The sequence below is a fragment of the Pseudoduganella sp. SL102 genome, from assembly GCF_027856995.1.
Classification (GTDB): domain Bacteria; phylum Pseudomonadota; class Gammaproteobacteria; order Burkholderiales; family Burkholderiaceae_D; genus Rugamonas; species Rugamonas albidiflava.
Map to the genome: position 1 here is coordinate 3,265,937 of NZ_CP115554.1, position 17,310 is coordinate 3,283,246.

Below are 17,310 nucleotides of genomic sequence, written 5' to 3' on the forward strand. Positions count from 1 at the left end.
CTGTGCAGTTGAGCCGTAAGCGGCCCGGTTGCCGGTCCGTTAAGGGTCCTTTAAAGCCTTGCTCCCATAATGCCTATTGTTGTAATGAGAATTATTCGCATTTAATATGGTATTTGGCGTTCGAGCCAGGCTTCAGAAAAGGATCACAGATGCATGCAACCGCCGACAACTTCGACCAGCTGCTACAGGAACACGCCGCATTGTTGCGGACCCATGGCGAGGTACAGGCGCGCTGCTCGGAATTGATCCGGGCGCAGGCGCTGGAAATCGCCCGGCTCGATGCGCAGGCGATGCGGCTCCGCGCCGAACTGGTCAAGCGGGACACCGCGCTGGCATGGGCGAAGGATGACCAGGCCGCGCTGGAACACGCCATCCCAGGCTTGCCGAAGCGCGCGGCGCTGGCCCGGCACGTCGAAGCGCTGCAGGCGCGCGTGCGCGAGCTGTCGGACGAACTGCAGCAGCGCGACGTACGGCAGGCATTCGCGCCCGTACTGGCCTCGCACGCCGACGACCTGGCCGGCCTCGAAGAAGACCTGGCCGCCGCCGACCTGGTGATCTGCCAGACCGGGTGCATGAGCCACGGCGCCTACTGGCGCGTGCAGGACCATTGCAAGCGCACCGGCAAGGCCTGCGTGCTGGTCGAGAATGCCGACGCGCTGCACATCGTGCGCATCCAGCGCAGCGGCGAGGGGGAGGGCGCCGCGCTGGTGGCGTCGCAGCAGGGTTGATGCGCGATGGATCAGCGCCGCTGCCGCCGCAACGAAGCGCCCAGTAGCGCCAGACCGCCCAGCATCATCGCCCAAGTGTGCGGTTCCGGTACCACGGTCACCGGGAAGCTTTCCAGCAGGGTCGCATCGTTGAACTGCATTCGCAGCGTGTGCGACGAATCGACGGTGCCGCCGCAGCACACGTTCGCATCGAGCATCGCGCCCACATAAAAGCTCTGGCCGGGCATGAGGATGGTCGAGAGCGACACGGTCAGCGTGCCCGTGTCATACAGGAACTGCTGGTCGCGGGCGAGGATATCGGGCAGCGTCGCGCAACCCCATCTGGGTACCGTGGCGATCATCGGGCAGCCGCTGAAGGTCGCTGCCGCCTGGTCGTAGTCGAAGACATAGTTCGCCGTGTCGAACAGGCTGATGGCCATCATCGAGTGGTTTTGCGTTCCGCCGCCGGCACCACCCGAGAATTGCGAATCGAGCGTGGCGGTCAGCGTCAGGTTGAACGGTGTCGACCCCGTGTAGCGGTAGCCTTGCACTCCCCAGATCGTGCCGTCGACCGTGGACGTGCCGCCGTACGGTCCCGCGCTCTCGTAGGCGGGATTGCTCGACGCATAGGCTTTCAGCACGGGTAGATAGGAGCCCGTATCGGCTTCGGCCCGCGTCCATGCCGAACCGCGGGCATCCTCGATCGAGGCGCTGGCGCCGGTCGACCAGTGCGCCCGGGTGCCTTCATGGAAGTCGCTCCGGTCACCGCATGCGGTGCCCGAGGCGTCATAAGCGCAGTTGGCAGTGAAAGTGAAGCTGTCTGCGGCAAAGCTTGTTTGCGTCAGTACGGCATGGGCGGCGCCGGCAACGAGGCAGCTCGACAGTGCCATGGCAAGAAGTGGAATCCGCATGATTGGTTTCCCATGAATGTTGAGGTGTGGTTACAGCAGAGGCCGATTCTAGCAGCGCCGCCGTCACTCCTTATATGCACGCGAATATGCACATGACAAAAAAACATGGGCGCCGCAACGCTATCGCCATGCAAGCAACCCATGGTCCTGGTCCCACGCAAGGTCGTGCCAGGGAAAAAGTATCTGTAGTAAGCTCCCCGCTTCACACAACGGATACGACATGCAGGACCAGACCCCCACATTCGAAGAGGTTGCAGCGGCCGCGGGCGCCCTGCACAACGATGGCAATCCAGTGACGGTCGAGGCGGTTCGCGACGCCCTCGGCAGCGGTTCGCCATCGGTCATCCACAAGCATCTTGCCGCCTGGCGTGCCGACAACGCGCCGCCACCGGAGCCTCCCAAGGCGGAGATTCCCGAACCCCTGGTCGCCGCGCTCGCCGATTGGGCCCGGCAGTTCGCCGAGCAGTCCGGTGCCGGCAACCGCGACCGGCTCGCGCAGGCCGAGAGCGACCTGGAAGCGCTGGCCCGCTCGGGCGAAATGCTCGAGGCCGAGCGCGACGATCTGCTGTCGCAGCTGTCCACGGCGAATGCGCTGGCGGCCGAGCGTGCCGAGCAGATCGAGCGGCTGACGATCGAATTGCGCGATGCCCGCGAAGTGGCCACCAATGCGCTGGTCGGCAAGGCCAAGGATCAGCTGGCGATCGATGGCAAGGACCGCCAGCTGGCGGACCTGCGTGCGCAGCTGGAGCGCAGCGTTGCGTCCGCCGCGTCGGATTCGGATGCCCGGCTGACCGCGGAGATGGAACTCGTCGGTGCCGTGACGGCGCGCGACAACTACGCCTCCGAGCTGAAGGCCTTGCGCGCGCAGCTGGAATCGCTGAACGCGGACCGCACGGCCCTGCGCGCCGAGGTGGATGGCTTGCGGACCCGCCGGGCGTAATTTGCCGGGAGGGGCTTGCGGAGGGGCAGGCAGTTTGCTATAGTTCTGTCCCTCGCAGCAACGTGCCTACACGAAAGTGACGACGGCAAGTTGATGTGGGATAAAAAGAGAGGTTGACGAGCTGCACGAAACACCGCATAATCTCATCTCTCTGCTGCTGACAAACACAACGATTTGTCGCCGGATGGAACGAAAGTTCACGAATCCGCAGCAAGCCCGAAGTTGAAATACTTGGGCAGAATTCTTTAACAATCAACAGTCGATAAGTGTGGGCGTTTGATGTGATGTGCCCTGAACTTCGGTTCAGACAGCTCAAAATATATAGCATCAAACGCTTACACAAGTAATAAACGTGACTATCTAACGATAGTTCGTCAGTTATTTGAGTGAGTGAATTTCTCCCAGTGGGAGGAATTCAAGACTCCGACCAATTGGTCGGTAAACAGAGATTAAACTGAAGAGTTTGATCCTGGCTCAGATTGAACGCTGGCGGCATGCTTTACACATGCAAGTCGAACGGCAGCACGGGCTTCGGCCTGGTGGCGAGTGGCGAACGGGTGAGTAATATATCGGAACGTGCCCAAGAGTGGGGGATAACGTAGCGAAAGTTACGCTAATACCGCATACGATCCAAGGATGAAAGCAGGGGACCGCAAGGCCTTGTGCTCCTGGAGCGGCCGATATCTGATTAGCTAGTTGGTGAGGTAAAGGCTCACCAAGGCGACGATCAGTAGCTGGTCTGAGAGGACGACCAGCCACACTGGAACTGAGACACGGTCCAGACTCCTACGGGAGGCAGCAGTGGGGAATTTTGGACAATGGGGGCAACCCTGATCCAGCAATGCCGCGTGAGTGAAGAAGGCCTTCGGGTTGTAAAGCTCTTTTGTCAGGGAAGAAAAGGGTACGGCTAATATCCGTGCCTCATGACGGTACCTGAAGAATAAGCACCGGCTAACTACGTGCCAGCAGCCGCGGTAATACGTAGGGTGCAAGCGTTAATCGGAATTACTGGGCGTAAAGCGTGCGCAGGCGGTTTTGTAAGTCTGTCGTGAAATCCCCGGGCTTAACCTGGGAATGGCGATGGAGACTGCAAGGCTAGAGTTTGGCAGAGGGGGGTAGAATTCCACGTGTAGCAGTGAAATGCGTAGAGATGTGGAGGAACACCGATGGCGAAGGCAGCCCCCTGGGTCAAGACTGACGCTCATGCACGAAAGCGTGGGGAGCAAACAGGATTAGATACCCTGGTAGTCCACGCCCTAAACGATGTCTACTAGTTGTTGGGTCTTAATTGACTTAGTAACGCAGCTAACGCGTGAAGTAGACCGCCTGGGGAGTACGGTCGCAAGATTAAAACTCAAAGGAATTGACGGGGACCCGCACAAGCGGTGGATGATGTGGATTAATTCGATGCAACGCGAAAAACCTTACCTACCCTTGACATGTCAGGAACCTTGGAGAGATCTGAGGGTGCCCGAAAGGGAACCTGAACACAGGTGCTGCATGGCTGTCGTCAGCTCGTGTCGTGAGATGTTGGGTTAAGTCCCGCAACGAGCGCAACCCTTGTCATTAGTTGCTACGAAAGGGCACTCTAATGAGACTGCCGGTGACAAACCGGAGGAAGGTGGGGATGACGTCAAGTCCTCATGGCCCTTATGGGTAGGGCTTCACACGTCATACAATGGTACATACAGAGGGCCGCCAACCCGCGAGGGGGAGCTAATCCCAGAAAGTGTATCGTAGTCCGGATTGTAGTCTGCAACTCGACTGCATGAAGTTGGAATCGCTAGTAATCGCGGATCAGCATGTCGCGGTGAATACGTTCCCGGGTCTTGTACACACCGCCCGTCACACCATGGGAGCGGGTTTTACCAGAAGTAGGTAGCTTAACCGCAAGGAGGGCGCTTACCACGGTAGGATTCGTGACTGGGGTGAAGTCGTAACAAGGTAGCCGTATCGGAAGGTGCGGCTGGATCACCTCCTTTCTAGAGTCGGCACTGATCAGAAATGATCGTGCATCAAACGCTCACACTTATCGACTGTCGAATGAAGAAGAAACAGTAGCACCGCTAGTATGAATGCGGGTCTGTAGCTCAGCTGGTTAGAGCACCGTGTTGATAACGCGGGGGTCGTTGGTTCGAGCCCAACCAGACCCACCAAGTATCAAGCGCATGTAATTCCCTGGGGGATTAGCTCAGCTGGGAGAGCACCTGCTTTGCAAGCAGGGGGTCGTCGGTTCGATCCCGTCATCCTCCACCACGCATTACTCGAGATATTAAACATAAGCGTGACGAGTTCACTTTTATGTTTAGTCTTTTAGAGACTACTGCTGTTTCGTTCTTTAACAATCTGGAAGAAGTAAAGTTTTATTAAGCGTATTCAGCAATGAATACACTTAGGGTAGTGTTCCGAAAGGAACGCATACAAAAACTCATCAAACACAGTAGTAAATGCTTGAAGCTATAGCCGTCAAGGTTATAGGGACAAGTGAATAAGTGCACATGGTGGATGCCTTGGCGATTACAGGCGATGAAGGACGTAGAAGTCTGCGATAAGCTTCGGGGAGTTGACAAACGAGCATTGATCCGAAGATTTCCGAATGGGGAAACCCGGCCTTATAGGTCATCACTCACTGAATACATAGGTGTGTGAAGCGAACGCGGCGAACTGAAACATCTAAGTAGCTGCAGGAAAAGAAATCAACCGAGATTCCCAAAGTAGTGGCGAGCGAAATGGGAAGAGCCTGCATATGATAGTCGGACTGGTAGTGGAAGCCTCTGGAAATAGGCGCCATAGTGGGTGATAGCCCCGTACGCGAAATCAGACCGGTGGTACTAAGTATGCGACAAGTAGGGCGGGACACGAGAAATCCTGTCTGAATATGGGGGGACCATCCTCCAAGGCTAAATACTCGTAATCGACCGATAGTGAACCAGTACCGTGAGGGAAAGGCGAAAAGAACCCCGGGAGGGGAGTGAAATAGATCCTGAAACCGTGTGCATACAAACAGTCGGAGCGGACTTGTTCCGTGACGGCGTACCTTTTGTATAATGGGTCAGCGACTTACATTCAGTAGCGAGGTTAACCGAATAGGGGAGCCGCAGAGAAATCGAGTCCGAACAGGGCGCTAGTTGCTGGGTGTAGACCCGAAACCAAGTGATCTATCCATGGCCAGGTTGAAGGTGCGGTAACACGCACTGGAGGACCGAACCCACTAATGTTGAAAAATTAGGGGATGAGCTGTGGATAGGGGTGAAAGGCTAAACAAACTTGGAAATAGCTGGTTCTCTCCGAAAACTATTTAGGTAGTGCCTCAAGTATCACCATCGGGGGTAGAGCACTGTTATGGCTAGGGGGTCATCGCGACTTACCAAACCATTGCAAACTCCGAATACCGATGAGTGCGAGCTTGGGAGACAGACATCGGGTGCTAACGTCCGGTGTCAAGAGGGAAACAACCCAGACCGCCAGCTAAGGTCCCAAAGATTGGCTAAGTGGAAAACGAAGTGGGAAGGCTAAAACAGTCAGGATGTTGGCTTAGAAGCAGCCATCATTTAAAGAAAGCGTAATAGCTCACTGATCGAGTCGTCCTGCGCGGAAGATGTAACGGGGCTAAGCCAGTCACCGAAGCTGCGGATATCCGCAAGGATATGGTAGGAGAGCGTTCTGTAAGCCTGCGAAGGTGTCTTGTAAAGGATGCTGGAGGTATCAGAAGTGCGAATGCTGACATGAGTAGCGATAATGCGGGTGAAAAGCCCGCACGCCGTAAGCCCAAGGTTTCCTGTTCAACGTTCATCGGAGCAGGGTGAGTCGGCCCCTAAGGCGAGGCAGAGATGCGTAGCTGATGGGAAGCAGGTTAATATTCCTGCACCGTCGTATGATGCGATGGGGGGACGGATCGCGGAAGGTTGTCTGACTGTTGGAATAGTCAGTTTCTGGTTCATAGAAGGTGCTTAGGCAAATCCGGGCACGTAATTCAAGGGACTGGGACGAGCGCCCACGTGGTGCGAAGCAATCGGAAGTGGTTCCAAGAAAAGCCTCTAAGCTTCAGTCATACGAGACCGTACCGCAAACCGACACAGGTGGGCGAGATGAGTATTCTAAGGCGCTTGAGAGAACTCGGGAGAAGGAACTCGGCAAATTGGTACCGTAACTTCGGGAAAAGGTACGCCCCAGTAGCTTGACTGCTTTACTGCAGAAGGGTGACAGGGTTGCAATAAAATGGTGGCTGCGACTGTTTAATAAAAACACAGCACTCTGCAAACACGAAAGTGGACGTATAGGGTGTGACGCCTGCCCGGTGCTGGAAGATTAAATGATGGGGTGCAAGCTCTTGATTGAAGTCCCAGTAAACGGCGGCCGTAACTATAACGGTCCTAAGGTAGCGAAATTCCTTGTCGGGTAAGTTCCGACCTGCACGAATGGCGTAACGATGGCCACACTGTCTCCTCCCGAGACTCAGCGAAGTTGAAGTGTTTGTGATGATGCAATCTACCCGCGGCTAGACGGAAAGACCCCATGAACCTTTACTGTAGCTTTGCATTGGACTTTGAACCAATCTGTGTAGGATAGGTGGGAGGCTTTGAAGCGGGGACGCCAGTTCTCGTGGAGCCAACCTTGAAATACCACCCTGGTTTGTTTGAGGTTCTAACCTTGGTCCGTTATCCGGATCGGGGACAGTGCATGGTAGGCAGTTTGACTGGGGCGGTCTCCTCCTAAAGTGTAACGGAGGAGTTCGAAGGTACGCTAGGTACGGTCGGACATCGTGCTAATAGTGCAATGGCATAAGCGTGCTTAACTGCGAGACCGACAAGTCGAGCAGGTACGAAAGTAGGACATAGTGATCCGGTGGTTCTGTATGGAAGGGCCATCGCTCAACGGATAAAAGGTACTCTGGGGATAACAGGCTGATTCCTCCCAAGAGTTCATATCGACGGGGGAGTTTGGCACCTCGATGTCGGCTCATCACATCCTGGGGCTGTAGCCGGTCCCAAGGGTATGGCTGTTCGCCATTTAAAGTGGTACGTGAGCTGGGTTTAAAACGTCGTGAGACAGTTTGGTCCCTATCTGCCGTGGGCGTTGGAAATTTGAAGGGGGCTGCTCCTAGTACGAGAGGACCGGAGTGGACGAACCTCTGGTGTACCGGTTGTCACGCCAGTGGCATTGCCGGGTAGCTAAGTTCGGAAGAGATAACCGCTGAAAGCATCTAAGCGGGAAACTTGCCTTGAGATGAGATTTCCCGGAGCCTTGAGCTCCTTGAAGGGTCGTTCGAGACCAGGACGTTGATAGGTCAGGTGTGGAAGTGCAGTAATGCATTAAGCTAACTGATACTAATTGCCCGTACGGCTTGTCCCTATAACCTTGACGGTTATGAATCAATGATGATTCCTCGCATTTACTCTGTGATGAGAGTTACCCTCGCTTTACTTCTTCCGGATTGAGCAGTGACGTTGCCCCATAGGGGACGGCACTGCGTACAAGTCATGCCTGATGACCATAGCAAGTCGGTCCCACCCCTTCCCATCCCGAACAGGACCGTGAAACGACTTTGCGCCGATGATAGTGCTGCAACCAGTGTGAAAGTAGGTTATCGTCAGGCTGTTATATAGAAAAACCCCCGCCCAGTGATCTGGCGGGGGTTTTTTGCTTTTGGCCACCCAGATTGTTACCAAAAAAACCGGGGACAGGCTCCGATTTCGAAAAAAACCGGGGACAGGCTCCGATTTCGCCGCGAAACCTGCAACGAAACCGGGGACAGGCTCCGATTTCGCCGCGAAACCTTTAGCGAAACCGGGGACAGGCTCCGGTTTCGAGAACCTTTCGAACATAATCGGAGCCTGTCACCGGTTTGCAGGAAGCTTTCGAAAGGAATCGGAGCCTGTCACCGGTTTGATGCTCTTCGGGGACAGGCTCCGCTCTCGCCGCGAAACCTGTAGCGAAACCGGGCACTGCCCGACCTCGCTTCATGAACACGATGCCGGCGTCAATGCCGCCACCATCCCCAGGCGGTCACGTAGCTGGTTCTACGGCCCGCTCCCGCGGCGGCGCGAGTTCGCATTCGTGCGGAATACGATCGGCTGGACCTGCTGCTGCAGCGTCGCTTCCTGTGCCCGTTGGGCCTCCATGACGATGGCATGTACGTCGGCGTGTTGCGGCGACCGTGAGCATACCGGGTCGGCATTTGCGGCGTCCCCGGTCAGTGCGTAGGCCTGGCAGCGGCAGCCACCGAAATCCTTGTCTTTCTCGGGGCAGGCGCGGCAGGGTGACTTCATCCAGGCATCGCCGCGGTAGCGATTGAAGGCGCCGCTGGCGTACCAGATGTCCTTCAGGCTGTATTCACGAACGTTGGGAAAAGCGATGCCCGGCAGCGAGCGGGCGGCGTGGCAGGGCAGGGCGGTGCCGTCCGGGGCAATGCCGAGGAAGACCGAACCCCAGCCGTTCATGCATGCCTTGGGGCGCTCCTCGAAATAGTCGGGCACGACGAACAGGATCCGCACCTTGCTGCCGATCCGGGCGCGATAGTCGTTGACCACGGCCTCGGCACGCCGCAGCTGCTCGCGCGTGGGCATCAACTGTGCCCGGTTGACCAGGCCCCAGCCGTAATACTGCGTGTTCGCCAGTTCCAGGTAGTCGACGCCCATCTCCAGCGCCATGTCGATGATGCGGTCGACGTGGTCGAGGTTGAAGCGGTGCAGCACGACATTGAGCACCATCGGATAGTCGTACTGCTTGATCAGCCTGGCTACCCGCGCTTTCAGCTCGAAGGTCCGGGTGCTGGACAGGAAATCGTTCATTTCGCGGGTCGAGTCCTGGAACGACAACTGGATATGGTCCAGCCCGAGCTCCTTCATGCGGGCCAGCCGCGTTTCGGTCAGGCCAACGCCGGAGGTGATGAGGTTGGTGTAGAACCCGAGCCGGCGGCCTTCGCCGACCAGTTGTTCGAGGTCGTCGCGCACCAGCGGCTCGCCGCCCGAAAACCCGAGCTGGGCCGCACCCAACTGGCGTGCCTGGCGCATCACGTCGAACCATTGTTCGGTGGAGAGTTCGGCGCGGTCCCTGGCGTAATCGACAGGGTTGTAGCAGAAGGCGCAGTGGAGCGGGCAGCGATACGTCAGCTCCGCCAGCAGCCAGAGTGGCGCCGCGATGGCCTGGCGAGGTCCGGGGGCGTTCACTGCCGCGGGCTCAGGCCAGCCAGCCACGTGCGCAGGCGGAGCGCAGGAATTCATCGACATCGGCCCCCAGGCCGCTGGCCTTGAACGCCTGTTCCAGTTCGTCGACGATGGCCGGTACGCTGCGCTGGCCGTCGCAGCGTTTCAGGATCTCGGCCGCGCTCTGGTTGAGCTTGACCATGCCTTCCGGGTACAGCAGAACATACGCGCCTTGCGTTTCCTCCCACTGCATGCGGAACAGGCGGGAAAGAAACGGCTTGTCGGGAATCGTCGTCATCGTGGCACCTGAGGTCATGGGTAGGCTTTTTCGATCGCATCGAGCATGGACCACAGGATGTCGAGCTTGAACTGCAGGATCTCGAGCGCACGCTCCTGCTGGGCGCGCGTCGTGAAATGATCGAGCGTGACCTGCAGGCCGTGCTCGACGTCGCGTTCGGCCAGCGAAATACGGCCGCGGAAATACTGCAGGCCCACCGGGTCGATCCAGCCATAGTGGGCAGGCCAGTTGGCCAGGCGGTCCTTGTGGATCTGCGGGGCGAACATTTCCGTCAGTGACGAGCAGACCGCCTCCTGCCAGGGCGCCCGGCGCGCAAAATTGACGTAGGCATCGACAGCGAAACGGACACCGGGCACCACGTGGCGTTGCGACCACAACACCCCGTCTTCGATGCCGACCGCCGCGCCGAGCCGCAGCCAGGCTTCGATGCCCCCATCGTTGCCGTCCCAGCCGTCATGGTCGAGGATGCGGCGCACCCATTTGCGGCGGGTTTCCCGATCGGGGCAGTTGGCGATGATCGCGCCGTCCTTTTGCGGGATGCTGACCTGGTAATAAAAGCGGTTGGCAACCCAGCCGCGGATCTGGTCCTCGCGCAGCAGGCCGCTGTTCATCCTGACGTTGAACGGATGATTGATGTGGTAGCCGGCGCCACGCGCGCGCAACTGCGCTTCGAACTCGGTTCGGCTCCAGGCCGGTGCGCCCGTCACAGGACGATCTCCATGCCGTCGAAGGCGACTTCGATGCCGTGGCGCGCCAGCAGCGCACGCTGCGCCGAGCCGTCGTCCAGGATCGGGTTGGTGTTATTGATGTGAATGAGGATCTTGCGCCGTTCCGCCTGGCGCCGCGCATCCGCGTGCGCATCCAGGCTATCGAGCACCGCGATCATCCCGGCCTCGCCCGACTGCGGCAAATGGCCCATGTCGGCCGCGCTTTTGCTGGAAAAGCCCAGTTCGATCATCTCGTCGGCGCGCCAGAACGTGCCATCGACCAGCACGCAGTCGGCCTGGCGCATCGCGGCATCGACCTGCGGCTCGATCATGCCCAGCCCCGGCGCGTAGAACAGCGACCTGCCGCTGCCGGTATCCTCGATCAGCAGGCCGATATTGTCGCCGATGCCCGGCTGCGTGCGGTGCGGCGAATACGGCGGCGCCTTGCTGGACAGGACCAGCGGCATGAAACGGATGCCGTCGATGCCCGGCACCTGCACCGCCTGCATGCCGGGCCCGTCGCCGATGGTGTGCAACGCATGCCAATGCACACCGCAGTAGTGCGACAGCACCGGCGCCAGGGGCAGGCTGGTGTTGAGATCGTTCCATACCGATGCGGTGCAGTAGAGTGGCAGCGGCGTTCCCTCGCGCAGCATCAACAGACCGGTGATATGGTCGATCTGCGCATCCATCAGCATCACGGCGGCGATGCGGGAATCGCGCTTTGCCCGCGACGGCTGCAGCGCCGGCGTCGCGCGGATCTGCGCCAGGATGTCGGGAGACGCGTTGATCAGCACCCAGTCGTTGCCATCGCCCGAGACCGCGATCGACGATTGGGTACGGGCCGTGGCGGCAAGCGTGCCGTTGCGCACGCCCGCGCAATTGCGGCAGTTGCAGTTCCACTGCGGGAAGCCGCCGCCGGCTGCCGAGCCCAATACGATGATTTTCATGGTGTCGTTCAGTGGACGGAAATCCGTGCCCGGCTCACCCTGCGGCACGGTTTCCCGAGCCAGGCCCTAGCGGTTTGCGATATACATCGTGATTTCGAATCCGAACCGCAGGTCGGTAAATTCCGGTTTGCTCCAGGTCATGACAGGTCTCCTCCAGGTTGGTGTGATGAGCAGGCCGGTTACGCGGACGGACGGCTCAAGGGCTTACCGCACGGTTCGTGCAGTCACGGGCATAAAGCGAGAATCGTGCCAAAGAGGGCGAGGCAGGCGAGGCAGGACCTGGCGCGCAGCGGGCACAGGTGGGAAGCCCATTGCGCCACCGGATGCGGAAGGGCTGTGACGCAGGTCGGCGCAACAGTGTGTCAAAACCGAACAGTGTGTCAGCCCCGATGACGCACTGTGCCAGTCGAAGGCCGGAAGGTCTGCACCACCGATGTATCGCCGGCCGGTTTGCAGGTGGAAGAGCCCTTCCTGCCGGCTTGTCACAGCAAGGGCAGCTTGACGATCACCTCCAGGCCGTGCGGATCGACATCTTCCAGCGCCACGCTGCCGCCATGCTGCATGACGATCTCCTGCACGATCGCCAGGCCCAGCCCGCAGCCCAGGCCCTGGTCCGTGGCACGCACGAACCGGTCGAACACGCGAGCATGGTCGGCGCGGGCGATGCCGGGGCCGTTGTCGCTGACGCTGATGCGGGCATGGCCGCCATCGCGCCACAGGGCCACGGTGATCTCGCTGCCCGAGCCGGCATATTCGATGGCGTTGTCGAGGATGTTGACGAGCGCCTCGGCCAGCAGCATCGGATTGGCCAGCACCTGCAGGCCAGCCGGATCATCCGCCGCGCCCTGGTCGGCGATGCCGAGATCGGCGCCGGCACGCAGCGCCTTCGGCACCATGTCCGCGACCACCTGCTCGACCAGCGCGCCAAGTTCGACGGGCGAGCGCTCCCGCACCATGGCCGCCTCGGGCTCGGCGCGCGCCAGCATCAGCATGCGGGAAATGAGGTGGGCGCTGCGCGTGGCGCTCTGGTGCAGCATGGTCAGGCGGGCCACCAGGGCCTTGTCGTTGGTCGCGCCCAGTGCCAGTTCGGCGTGGCTGATCAGGCCCGCCAGCGGCGTGCGCAACTGGTGGGCGGCATCGGCGATGAAGCGCTTCTGAGCATCGACATTCTGGCGCACCGCGGCCAGCAGCGCGTTCAGCGCGCGCACCAGCGAGCGCAGTTCGCGCGGGGCCGCTTCGGCGCGCAGCGGGGTGAGGTCGTTCGGCGAGCGGCCTTCCACTTCGCGGCGCAGGCGCAGCAGCGGCGCGAGCCCGGCGCCGGTGCCGGCCCAGACGATCACGGTCATCAGCATGATCAGTGCCGACAGCGGCAGCAGGGTGTCGAGCAGGATCCGCTTCCAGATGGATTCTCGCGCCGCTACGCCGCGCGCCACCTGTACCAGCATCCATTGCTGGCGGCCATTCACTTCGCCATTCTTCAGGTACAGCGCCGCTACCCGCACCTTGGCCGGGCCGGGCGTGGCACCCGAATCGTCCGGCTCCATTTCACCGTCGTAGAAATAGGGATCGTTCGGGCGCGGCAGCATGTGGGCGGGCGGCAGCGGGATGGCGTTGTTACCGAGGATGAACCGGCCGGGTGGCGTGCTGACGGTGTACAGGAAGCGGTCGTTCGGATCGGCTTCCAGGATGTTCTGCGCCGCGCGCGGCAGGTCGATCAACAGCCCGTTGCCGATCGGCTTGACCTGGCGTGCCAGCGTGCGCGCGGCCTGCGAAAGGGTGGCGTCGGCCGCTTCGTTGACGTAGTTCACCGCCAGGCGATAGGTGGCGGCACCGCCGGCGACCCACAGCACCAGTTGCGGCAGCAGCACCCAGGCCACCAGCTGCGAACGCAGCGACCAGTCGACCGCGGGCCTCGGGCGCCTTGGCCAGGGCATCAGCCGCGCGTGCCTGCCGGGTCGGCTTCCAGCAGGTAGCCCAGGCCGCGGATGGTGCGGATCGCCACGCCGGAACTATCGAGCTTGCGGCGCAGCCGGTAGATGTGGACTTCCGCCGAATTGCCGCTGCCGTCGTCGTTCCACAAGGCGGCGATCTGGTCCTTGCGGACCACCTTGCCCGTGTTGGCGAGCAGCAGGTCGAGCAGGATCGCTTCGCGCGGGCTCAGGTCGACCAGGTCGGAATTGACCATGGCGCGGCGCGTTTCGCGGTCGAAGCGCAGCGCGCCCGCGGTCAGCTCGGCGAAGGGAGCGGCGCCGCTGCCGGCATGGCGCGAGCGGCGCAATACCGCGCGCAGCCGCGCTTCCAGTTCGGAAAAGATGAATGGCTTGGTGATGAAGTCGTCCGCGCCGCCGTTCAGGCTGGCCAGCCGCGCATCGAGCTTGTCCAGCGCCGTCAGGATCACCACCGGCAACTCCGGGCGCACCGCGCGCACCGTCTTCAAGACGCTCAAGCCGTCGACCATCGGCAGGCCGAGGTCGATGATCGCGATATCGTAGGGCTGGCTGGTCAGCAGGTATTCGGCGACCGGGCCATTCGGCGCATGCTGCACCGCGAATCCGGCCTGTGCCAGCTGGGCGCCCAGGCCGGCTGCGAGTATCTGGTCGTCTTCGGCGAGTAATAGTTGCATTGCGCGATATTAACGGGTTATGGCAGGCGCTTCAACGCCGGCGCATCCCCGCCGCGGCTTTCCCCCGGAGCCCTTTGCATGATAATGTCCGGCTCTTCCGTTACGAAGGAACCGATCTTGACGCCACCCCGGAATCCGCTTCGTTCATGCACACGCGCGGCGATCCTGCTCGCCATGCTGGCGTGCGGCGGCGTCCGGACGGGGATGGCCGCCGAGCTCGAGGTCCTGCACTACTGGACCGGTGGCGAATATGCCGGGGCGCTGACGCTGCTGCATGGCCGCATGGCGGAACAGGGCCACGACTGGCGCGATGTCGGTGGCGGCGACGCCCAGGCCGACGCCATCACCCTGCTGCGCAAGCGGATCGCGGGCGGGGACCCGCCGGCCGCCGCGCAAATGATGCCGGTGGATGCCATCGGCCAGTGGGGACGCCAGGGCGCGCTGGGCGGCATCGACCGGCTGGCCAGGGACGAAGGATGGGACAAGCTGCTGCCGGCGGCGGTCGCCGCCACGCTCAAGTACCGCGGCAGCTATGTCGCGGTGCCGGTCCACGTGCACCGCAATAACTGGCTGTGGATGAATGCCGCCGTGCTGGCGCGTGCAGGGGTGCGCGCGCCTGGCACGTGGCAGGAATTCTTCGCGGCCGCCGAGGCGATCCGGCGCATAGGCGTCGTGCCGCTGGCGCACGGCGCGCAGCCCTGGCAGAACCTGCACCTGCTCGAAACCGTGGTGCTGGGCAGCGCCGGGCCGGCGTTCTATCGCCGGGCGCTGGTGGAGCTCGATCCGGCCGCGCTGGCGAGTCCCGACATGGAGCGCGCCCTGCAGACCTTCCGGCGGTTGAAACAGTACACGGACACGCGCCGGCCGGAGCGCGACTGGACCACCGCTTCGCAGGAGGTGATCCGCGGCGTGGCGGGCATGCAGCTGATGGGCGAGTGGGCCGGTCCCGTGTTTGCCGATGCGCAGGCGACGGGCAGGCTGGACTATGCCTGCGCCGCCGCGCCGGCCAGCGCGCCAGGCTATATCTTCGCCCTGGACTCTGTCGTGACGTTCAAGGTCGCGGCGGCCAAGGCTCCGGCACAGCGCGATTTTGCCTCGGCGCTGATGTCGCCACCGGTGCAGCGGCAGCTGAACCTGGCCAAGGGCGCGTTGCCGGTGCGCCTGGACGCCGACCTGGCGCCGTTCGGGCGCTGTGCCCAGGCATCGGGCGCGGCGTACCGTCTGGCTGCCCGCGGCGGCACGCTGGTGCCCAGCATGGGCGTGGCGGTGGCGCCGGCCGTGGTGGAAGCGCTGCAAGCGATCGTCACCGACTACTGGCGCGACGACCGGATGGCGCCGCGCACGGTCATGGCGCGCATGATTGCCGCGACCGGACGCAGGCCATGACAGCGCGCGCACGCATGCTGCTGGTGCCGGCCCTGGCGCTGGTCCTGGCCGGCGGCGCCGTCCCTGGCAGCGCGGCGGTCCTGGAAGTGCTCAACCATCTTGAAACAGGCCCCGACCAGCAGGCCGCCCGGGTACTGCAGGCGGCGCTGCAAGCGCGCGGGCACGAGTGGGTCGATTTCGCGGTGGCCAATGGCGCCGAGGGGCTGGCCGCGGCGCTGCTGGATTCGCGCGTGCGGCTGCGCAATCCGCCCGCCGTGGCGCAGATCAAGGGCCCCGTCATCGCCACGATGGCCCGGCGCGGTCTCGTGATGCCGCTCGACGACGTGGCGCGCGCCGAACGCTGGGACGAGGCGCTGCCCGGCGTGGTGGCCGACGCCATGAAGCACCAGGGCCGCTATGTCGGCGTGCCGCTCAATATCCACCGCATCAACTGGCTGTGGATCAACCAGCGCATCCTGAAGCAATCGGGCGCGCGGGTGCCGGCCAGCTGGGACGAATTCTTCGCCACGGCCGAGGCCATGAAGCGTGCCGGCCATACCGCGCTGGCCTATGGCGGCCATGCGTGGGAAGAGCAGCTGCTGTTCGAAAGCGTCGCGCTGGGCGTGGGCGGGCCGGCGTTCTACCGGCAGGCGCTGGTGGCGCACGATCCGGCCCAGCTGGCCGGGCCCACCATGGCGCGGGTGCTGCGTACCTTCCGCCGCATCCGTGCCTACACCGGCGCCGGGCAGCCGGCGTCGCCACAGCGGGAGGCCGCCGTGGCGCTGGCCAGCGGCGGCGCCGGCATGCTGCTGATGGGCGACTGGGCCAACCCGCAGCTGTATCCGGAAGCGCGGCGGCTGGGCGACAGTTTCGCCTGTGTTCCGTCGCCCGGATCGGCCGGCAGCTTTTCCTTCGTGGTCGATTCGTTCGCCATGTTCAAGGGGCCCGCCGCGCAGCGCCGCGGCCAGCTCGATCTCGCGGCGCTGGTCATGTCGCCCGCCATCCAGCACGACTTCAACCTGCGCAAGGGATCGATCCCGGCCCGCGCGGGCGTGGCCCTGGATGGCTACGGGCCGTGCGCGCGCCAGGCCGCCGGCGCGTTCCAGGCTGCTGCGCGCGACGGCACGCTGGTGCCCGCACTGGCCATGGCGTTGCCGCCGGACCTCGAACAAGCCTTCCGCAACGTGCTCAGCGAATTCTGGAACGACGAGCGCATCGCGCCGGAAACCACCATGCGCCGGCTTGTCGCGCTGACGCGCAAGCCGCCGGCATCGGTCGCCGCATCGCGCCCGGCCAGTGTTCCCTGAACGCGCATCCGGCCCAGCCAGCGTGCTCGGTCGGCGTGCTCAGTCAGCGTGCTCAGTGCCGTGCTCAGTGCCGTGCTCAGTCAGCGCGTTCATGCAAAGTTCATCCAGCTGAATGGGAGGCCGCCACCGCATGGCTGGCGATCCACTTGTTCCAGCATTTTCTCTGCGTCCGAAGGCAAGTGTTGCCGCCCCGGGGCGCTTGTTTAGTAAGCAGCGCGAAATAACTCCCGTTATGGACGGCGCCCTTGACGCTGCCGATGCCATGATTCATCGTTCCGCTTGAAATATTTCGTATATCTTCCGTTCAGGTTGATGGCGAAAACAGGAACGGCATGCACGGGCACGCCGTAAAAAAAC

At 61.8% G+C, this 17,310-nt stretch carries 12 protein-coding genes, 2 tRNA genes and 3 rRNA genes; 9 read left to right on the forward strand and 8 right to left on the reverse strand.

The genetic code is table 11. The features are described 5' to 3' along the window. The first annotated feature begins 149 nt into the window (after positions 1–149). Positions 150–728, forward strand: a complete 579-nt coding sequence (locus OU994_RS13905; RefSeq protein ID WP_131146377.1) for a DUF2325 domain-containing protein — start codon at positions 150–152, stop codon at positions 726–728. An 11-nt stretch (positions 729–739) separates the two neighbouring features. Here the strand turns inward: OU994_RS13905 and OU994_RS13910 are convergent, their stop codons facing one another. Further along, complete coding sequence (locus OU994_RS13910; protein WP_281611240.1) at positions 740–1,618, reverse strand: PEPxxWA-CTERM sorting domain-containing protein; 879 nt, start codon at positions 1,616–1,618, stop codon at positions 740–742. Positions 1,619–1,838: 220 nt separating this feature from the next. Here OU994_RS13910 and OU994_RS13915 point away from each other — a divergent pair, with 220 nt between their 5' ends. From OU994_RS13915 to rrf, 6 genes are all read left to right on the forward strand, one after another. Next, a complete protein-coding gene (locus OU994_RS13915; RefSeq protein ID WP_281611241.1) occupies positions 1,839–2,558 on the forward strand; it encodes a DNA-binding protein in 720 nt (239 codons plus the stop codon). Between the two features lie 451 nt (positions 2,559–3,009). Continuing rightward, positions 3,010–4,540 (forward strand): 16S ribosomal RNA (locus OU994_RS13920). Between the two features lie 97 nt (positions 4,541–4,637). Then, positions 4,638–4,714: transfer RNA gene (locus tag OU994_RS13925), tRNA-Ile, on the forward strand. Positions 4,715–4,738: 24 nt separating this feature from the next. Continuing rightward, positions 4,739–4,814: transfer RNA gene (locus tag OU994_RS13930), tRNA-Ala, on the forward strand. A 222-nt stretch (positions 4,815–5,036) separates the two neighbouring features. Beyond that, positions 5,037–7,910 (forward strand): 23S ribosomal RNA (locus tag OU994_RS13935). 131 nt (positions 7,911–8,041) lie between these two features. Continuing rightward, a 5S ribosomal RNA gene (rrf, locus tag OU994_RS13940) occupies positions 8,042–8,154 on the forward strand. The 16S, 23S and 5S rRNA genes sit together here with 2 tRNA genes alongside, the layout of an rRNA operon. 424 nt (positions 8,155–8,578) lie before the next feature. Here the strand turns inward: rrf and pqqE are convergent. From pqqE to OU994_RS13975, 7 genes are all read right to left on the reverse strand, one after another. Next, a complete protein-coding gene (gene pqqE, locus OU994_RS13945) occupies positions 8,579–9,781 on the reverse strand; it encodes a pyrroloquinoline quinone biosynthesis protein PqqE (protein WP_373922617.1) in 1,203 nt (400 codons plus the stop codon). Then, positions 9,738–10,019 carry a pyrroloquinoline quinone biosynthesis peptide chaperone PqqD gene (gene pqqD / locus OU994_RS13950; RefSeq protein WP_373922592.1) on the reverse strand — a complete coding sequence of 94 codons (282 nt, stop codon included), beginning with the start codon at positions 10,017–10,019 and terminating at the stop codon, positions 9,738–9,740. The genes pqqE and pqqD overlap by 44 nt, the downstream gene beginning before the upstream one ends. Next, positions 10,016–10,708 (reverse strand): pyrroloquinoline-quinone synthase PqqC, encoded by a 693-nt coding sequence (pqqC, locus tag OU994_RS13955; protein ID WP_281611242.1) that lies wholly within the window; start codon positions 10,706–10,708, stop codon positions 10,016–10,018. The genes pqqD and pqqC overlap by 4 nt, the downstream gene beginning before the upstream one ends. Next, on the reverse strand, positions 10,705–11,658 hold the full coding sequence (gene pqqB / locus OU994_RS13960) for a pyrroloquinoline quinone biosynthesis protein PqqB (RefSeq protein WP_281611243.1): 954 nt from the start codon (positions 11,656–11,658) through the stop codon (positions 10,705–10,707). The genes pqqC and pqqB overlap by 4 nt, the downstream gene beginning before the upstream one ends. A gap of 66 nt (positions 11,659–11,724) precedes the next feature. Then, a complete protein-coding gene (gene pqqA / locus OU994_RS13965) occupies positions 11,725–11,799 on the reverse strand; it encodes a pyrroloquinoline quinone precursor peptide PqqA (RefSeq protein WP_131149146.1) in 75 nt (24 codons plus the stop codon). 341 nt (positions 11,800–12,140) lie between these two features. Continuing rightward, complete coding sequence (locus OU994_RS13970) at positions 12,141–13,592, reverse strand: sensor histidine kinase (protein ID WP_281611244.1); 1,452 nt, start codon at positions 13,590–13,592, stop codon at positions 12,141–12,143. After that, positions 13,592–14,281: a response regulator transcription factor gene (locus tag OU994_RS13975; RefSeq protein ID WP_281611245.1), complete on the reverse strand. Its 690-nt coding sequence runs from the start codon at positions 14,279–14,281 to the stop codon at positions 13,592–13,594. The genes OU994_RS13970 and OU994_RS13975 overlap by 1 nt, the downstream gene beginning before the upstream one ends. Before the next feature lie 117 nt (positions 14,282–14,398). Between OU994_RS13975 and OU994_RS13980 the strand changes: the two genes are divergently transcribed. Then, positions 14,399–15,667 carry an ABC transporter substrate-binding protein gene (locus OU994_RS13980; RefSeq protein WP_281611246.1) on the forward strand — a complete coding sequence of 423 codons (1,269 nt, stop codon included), beginning with the start codon at positions 14,399–14,401 and terminating at the stop codon, positions 15,665–15,667. Further along, positions 15,664–16,953 carry an ABC transporter substrate-binding protein gene (locus OU994_RS13985; protein WP_281611247.1) on the forward strand — a complete coding sequence of 430 codons (1,290 nt, stop codon included), beginning with the start codon at positions 15,664–15,666 and terminating at the stop codon, positions 16,951–16,953. Before OU994_RS13980 ends, OU994_RS13985 begins: the two co-directional genes overlap by 4 nt. The last annotated feature ends 357 nt before the right edge of the window (positions 16,954–17,310 follow it).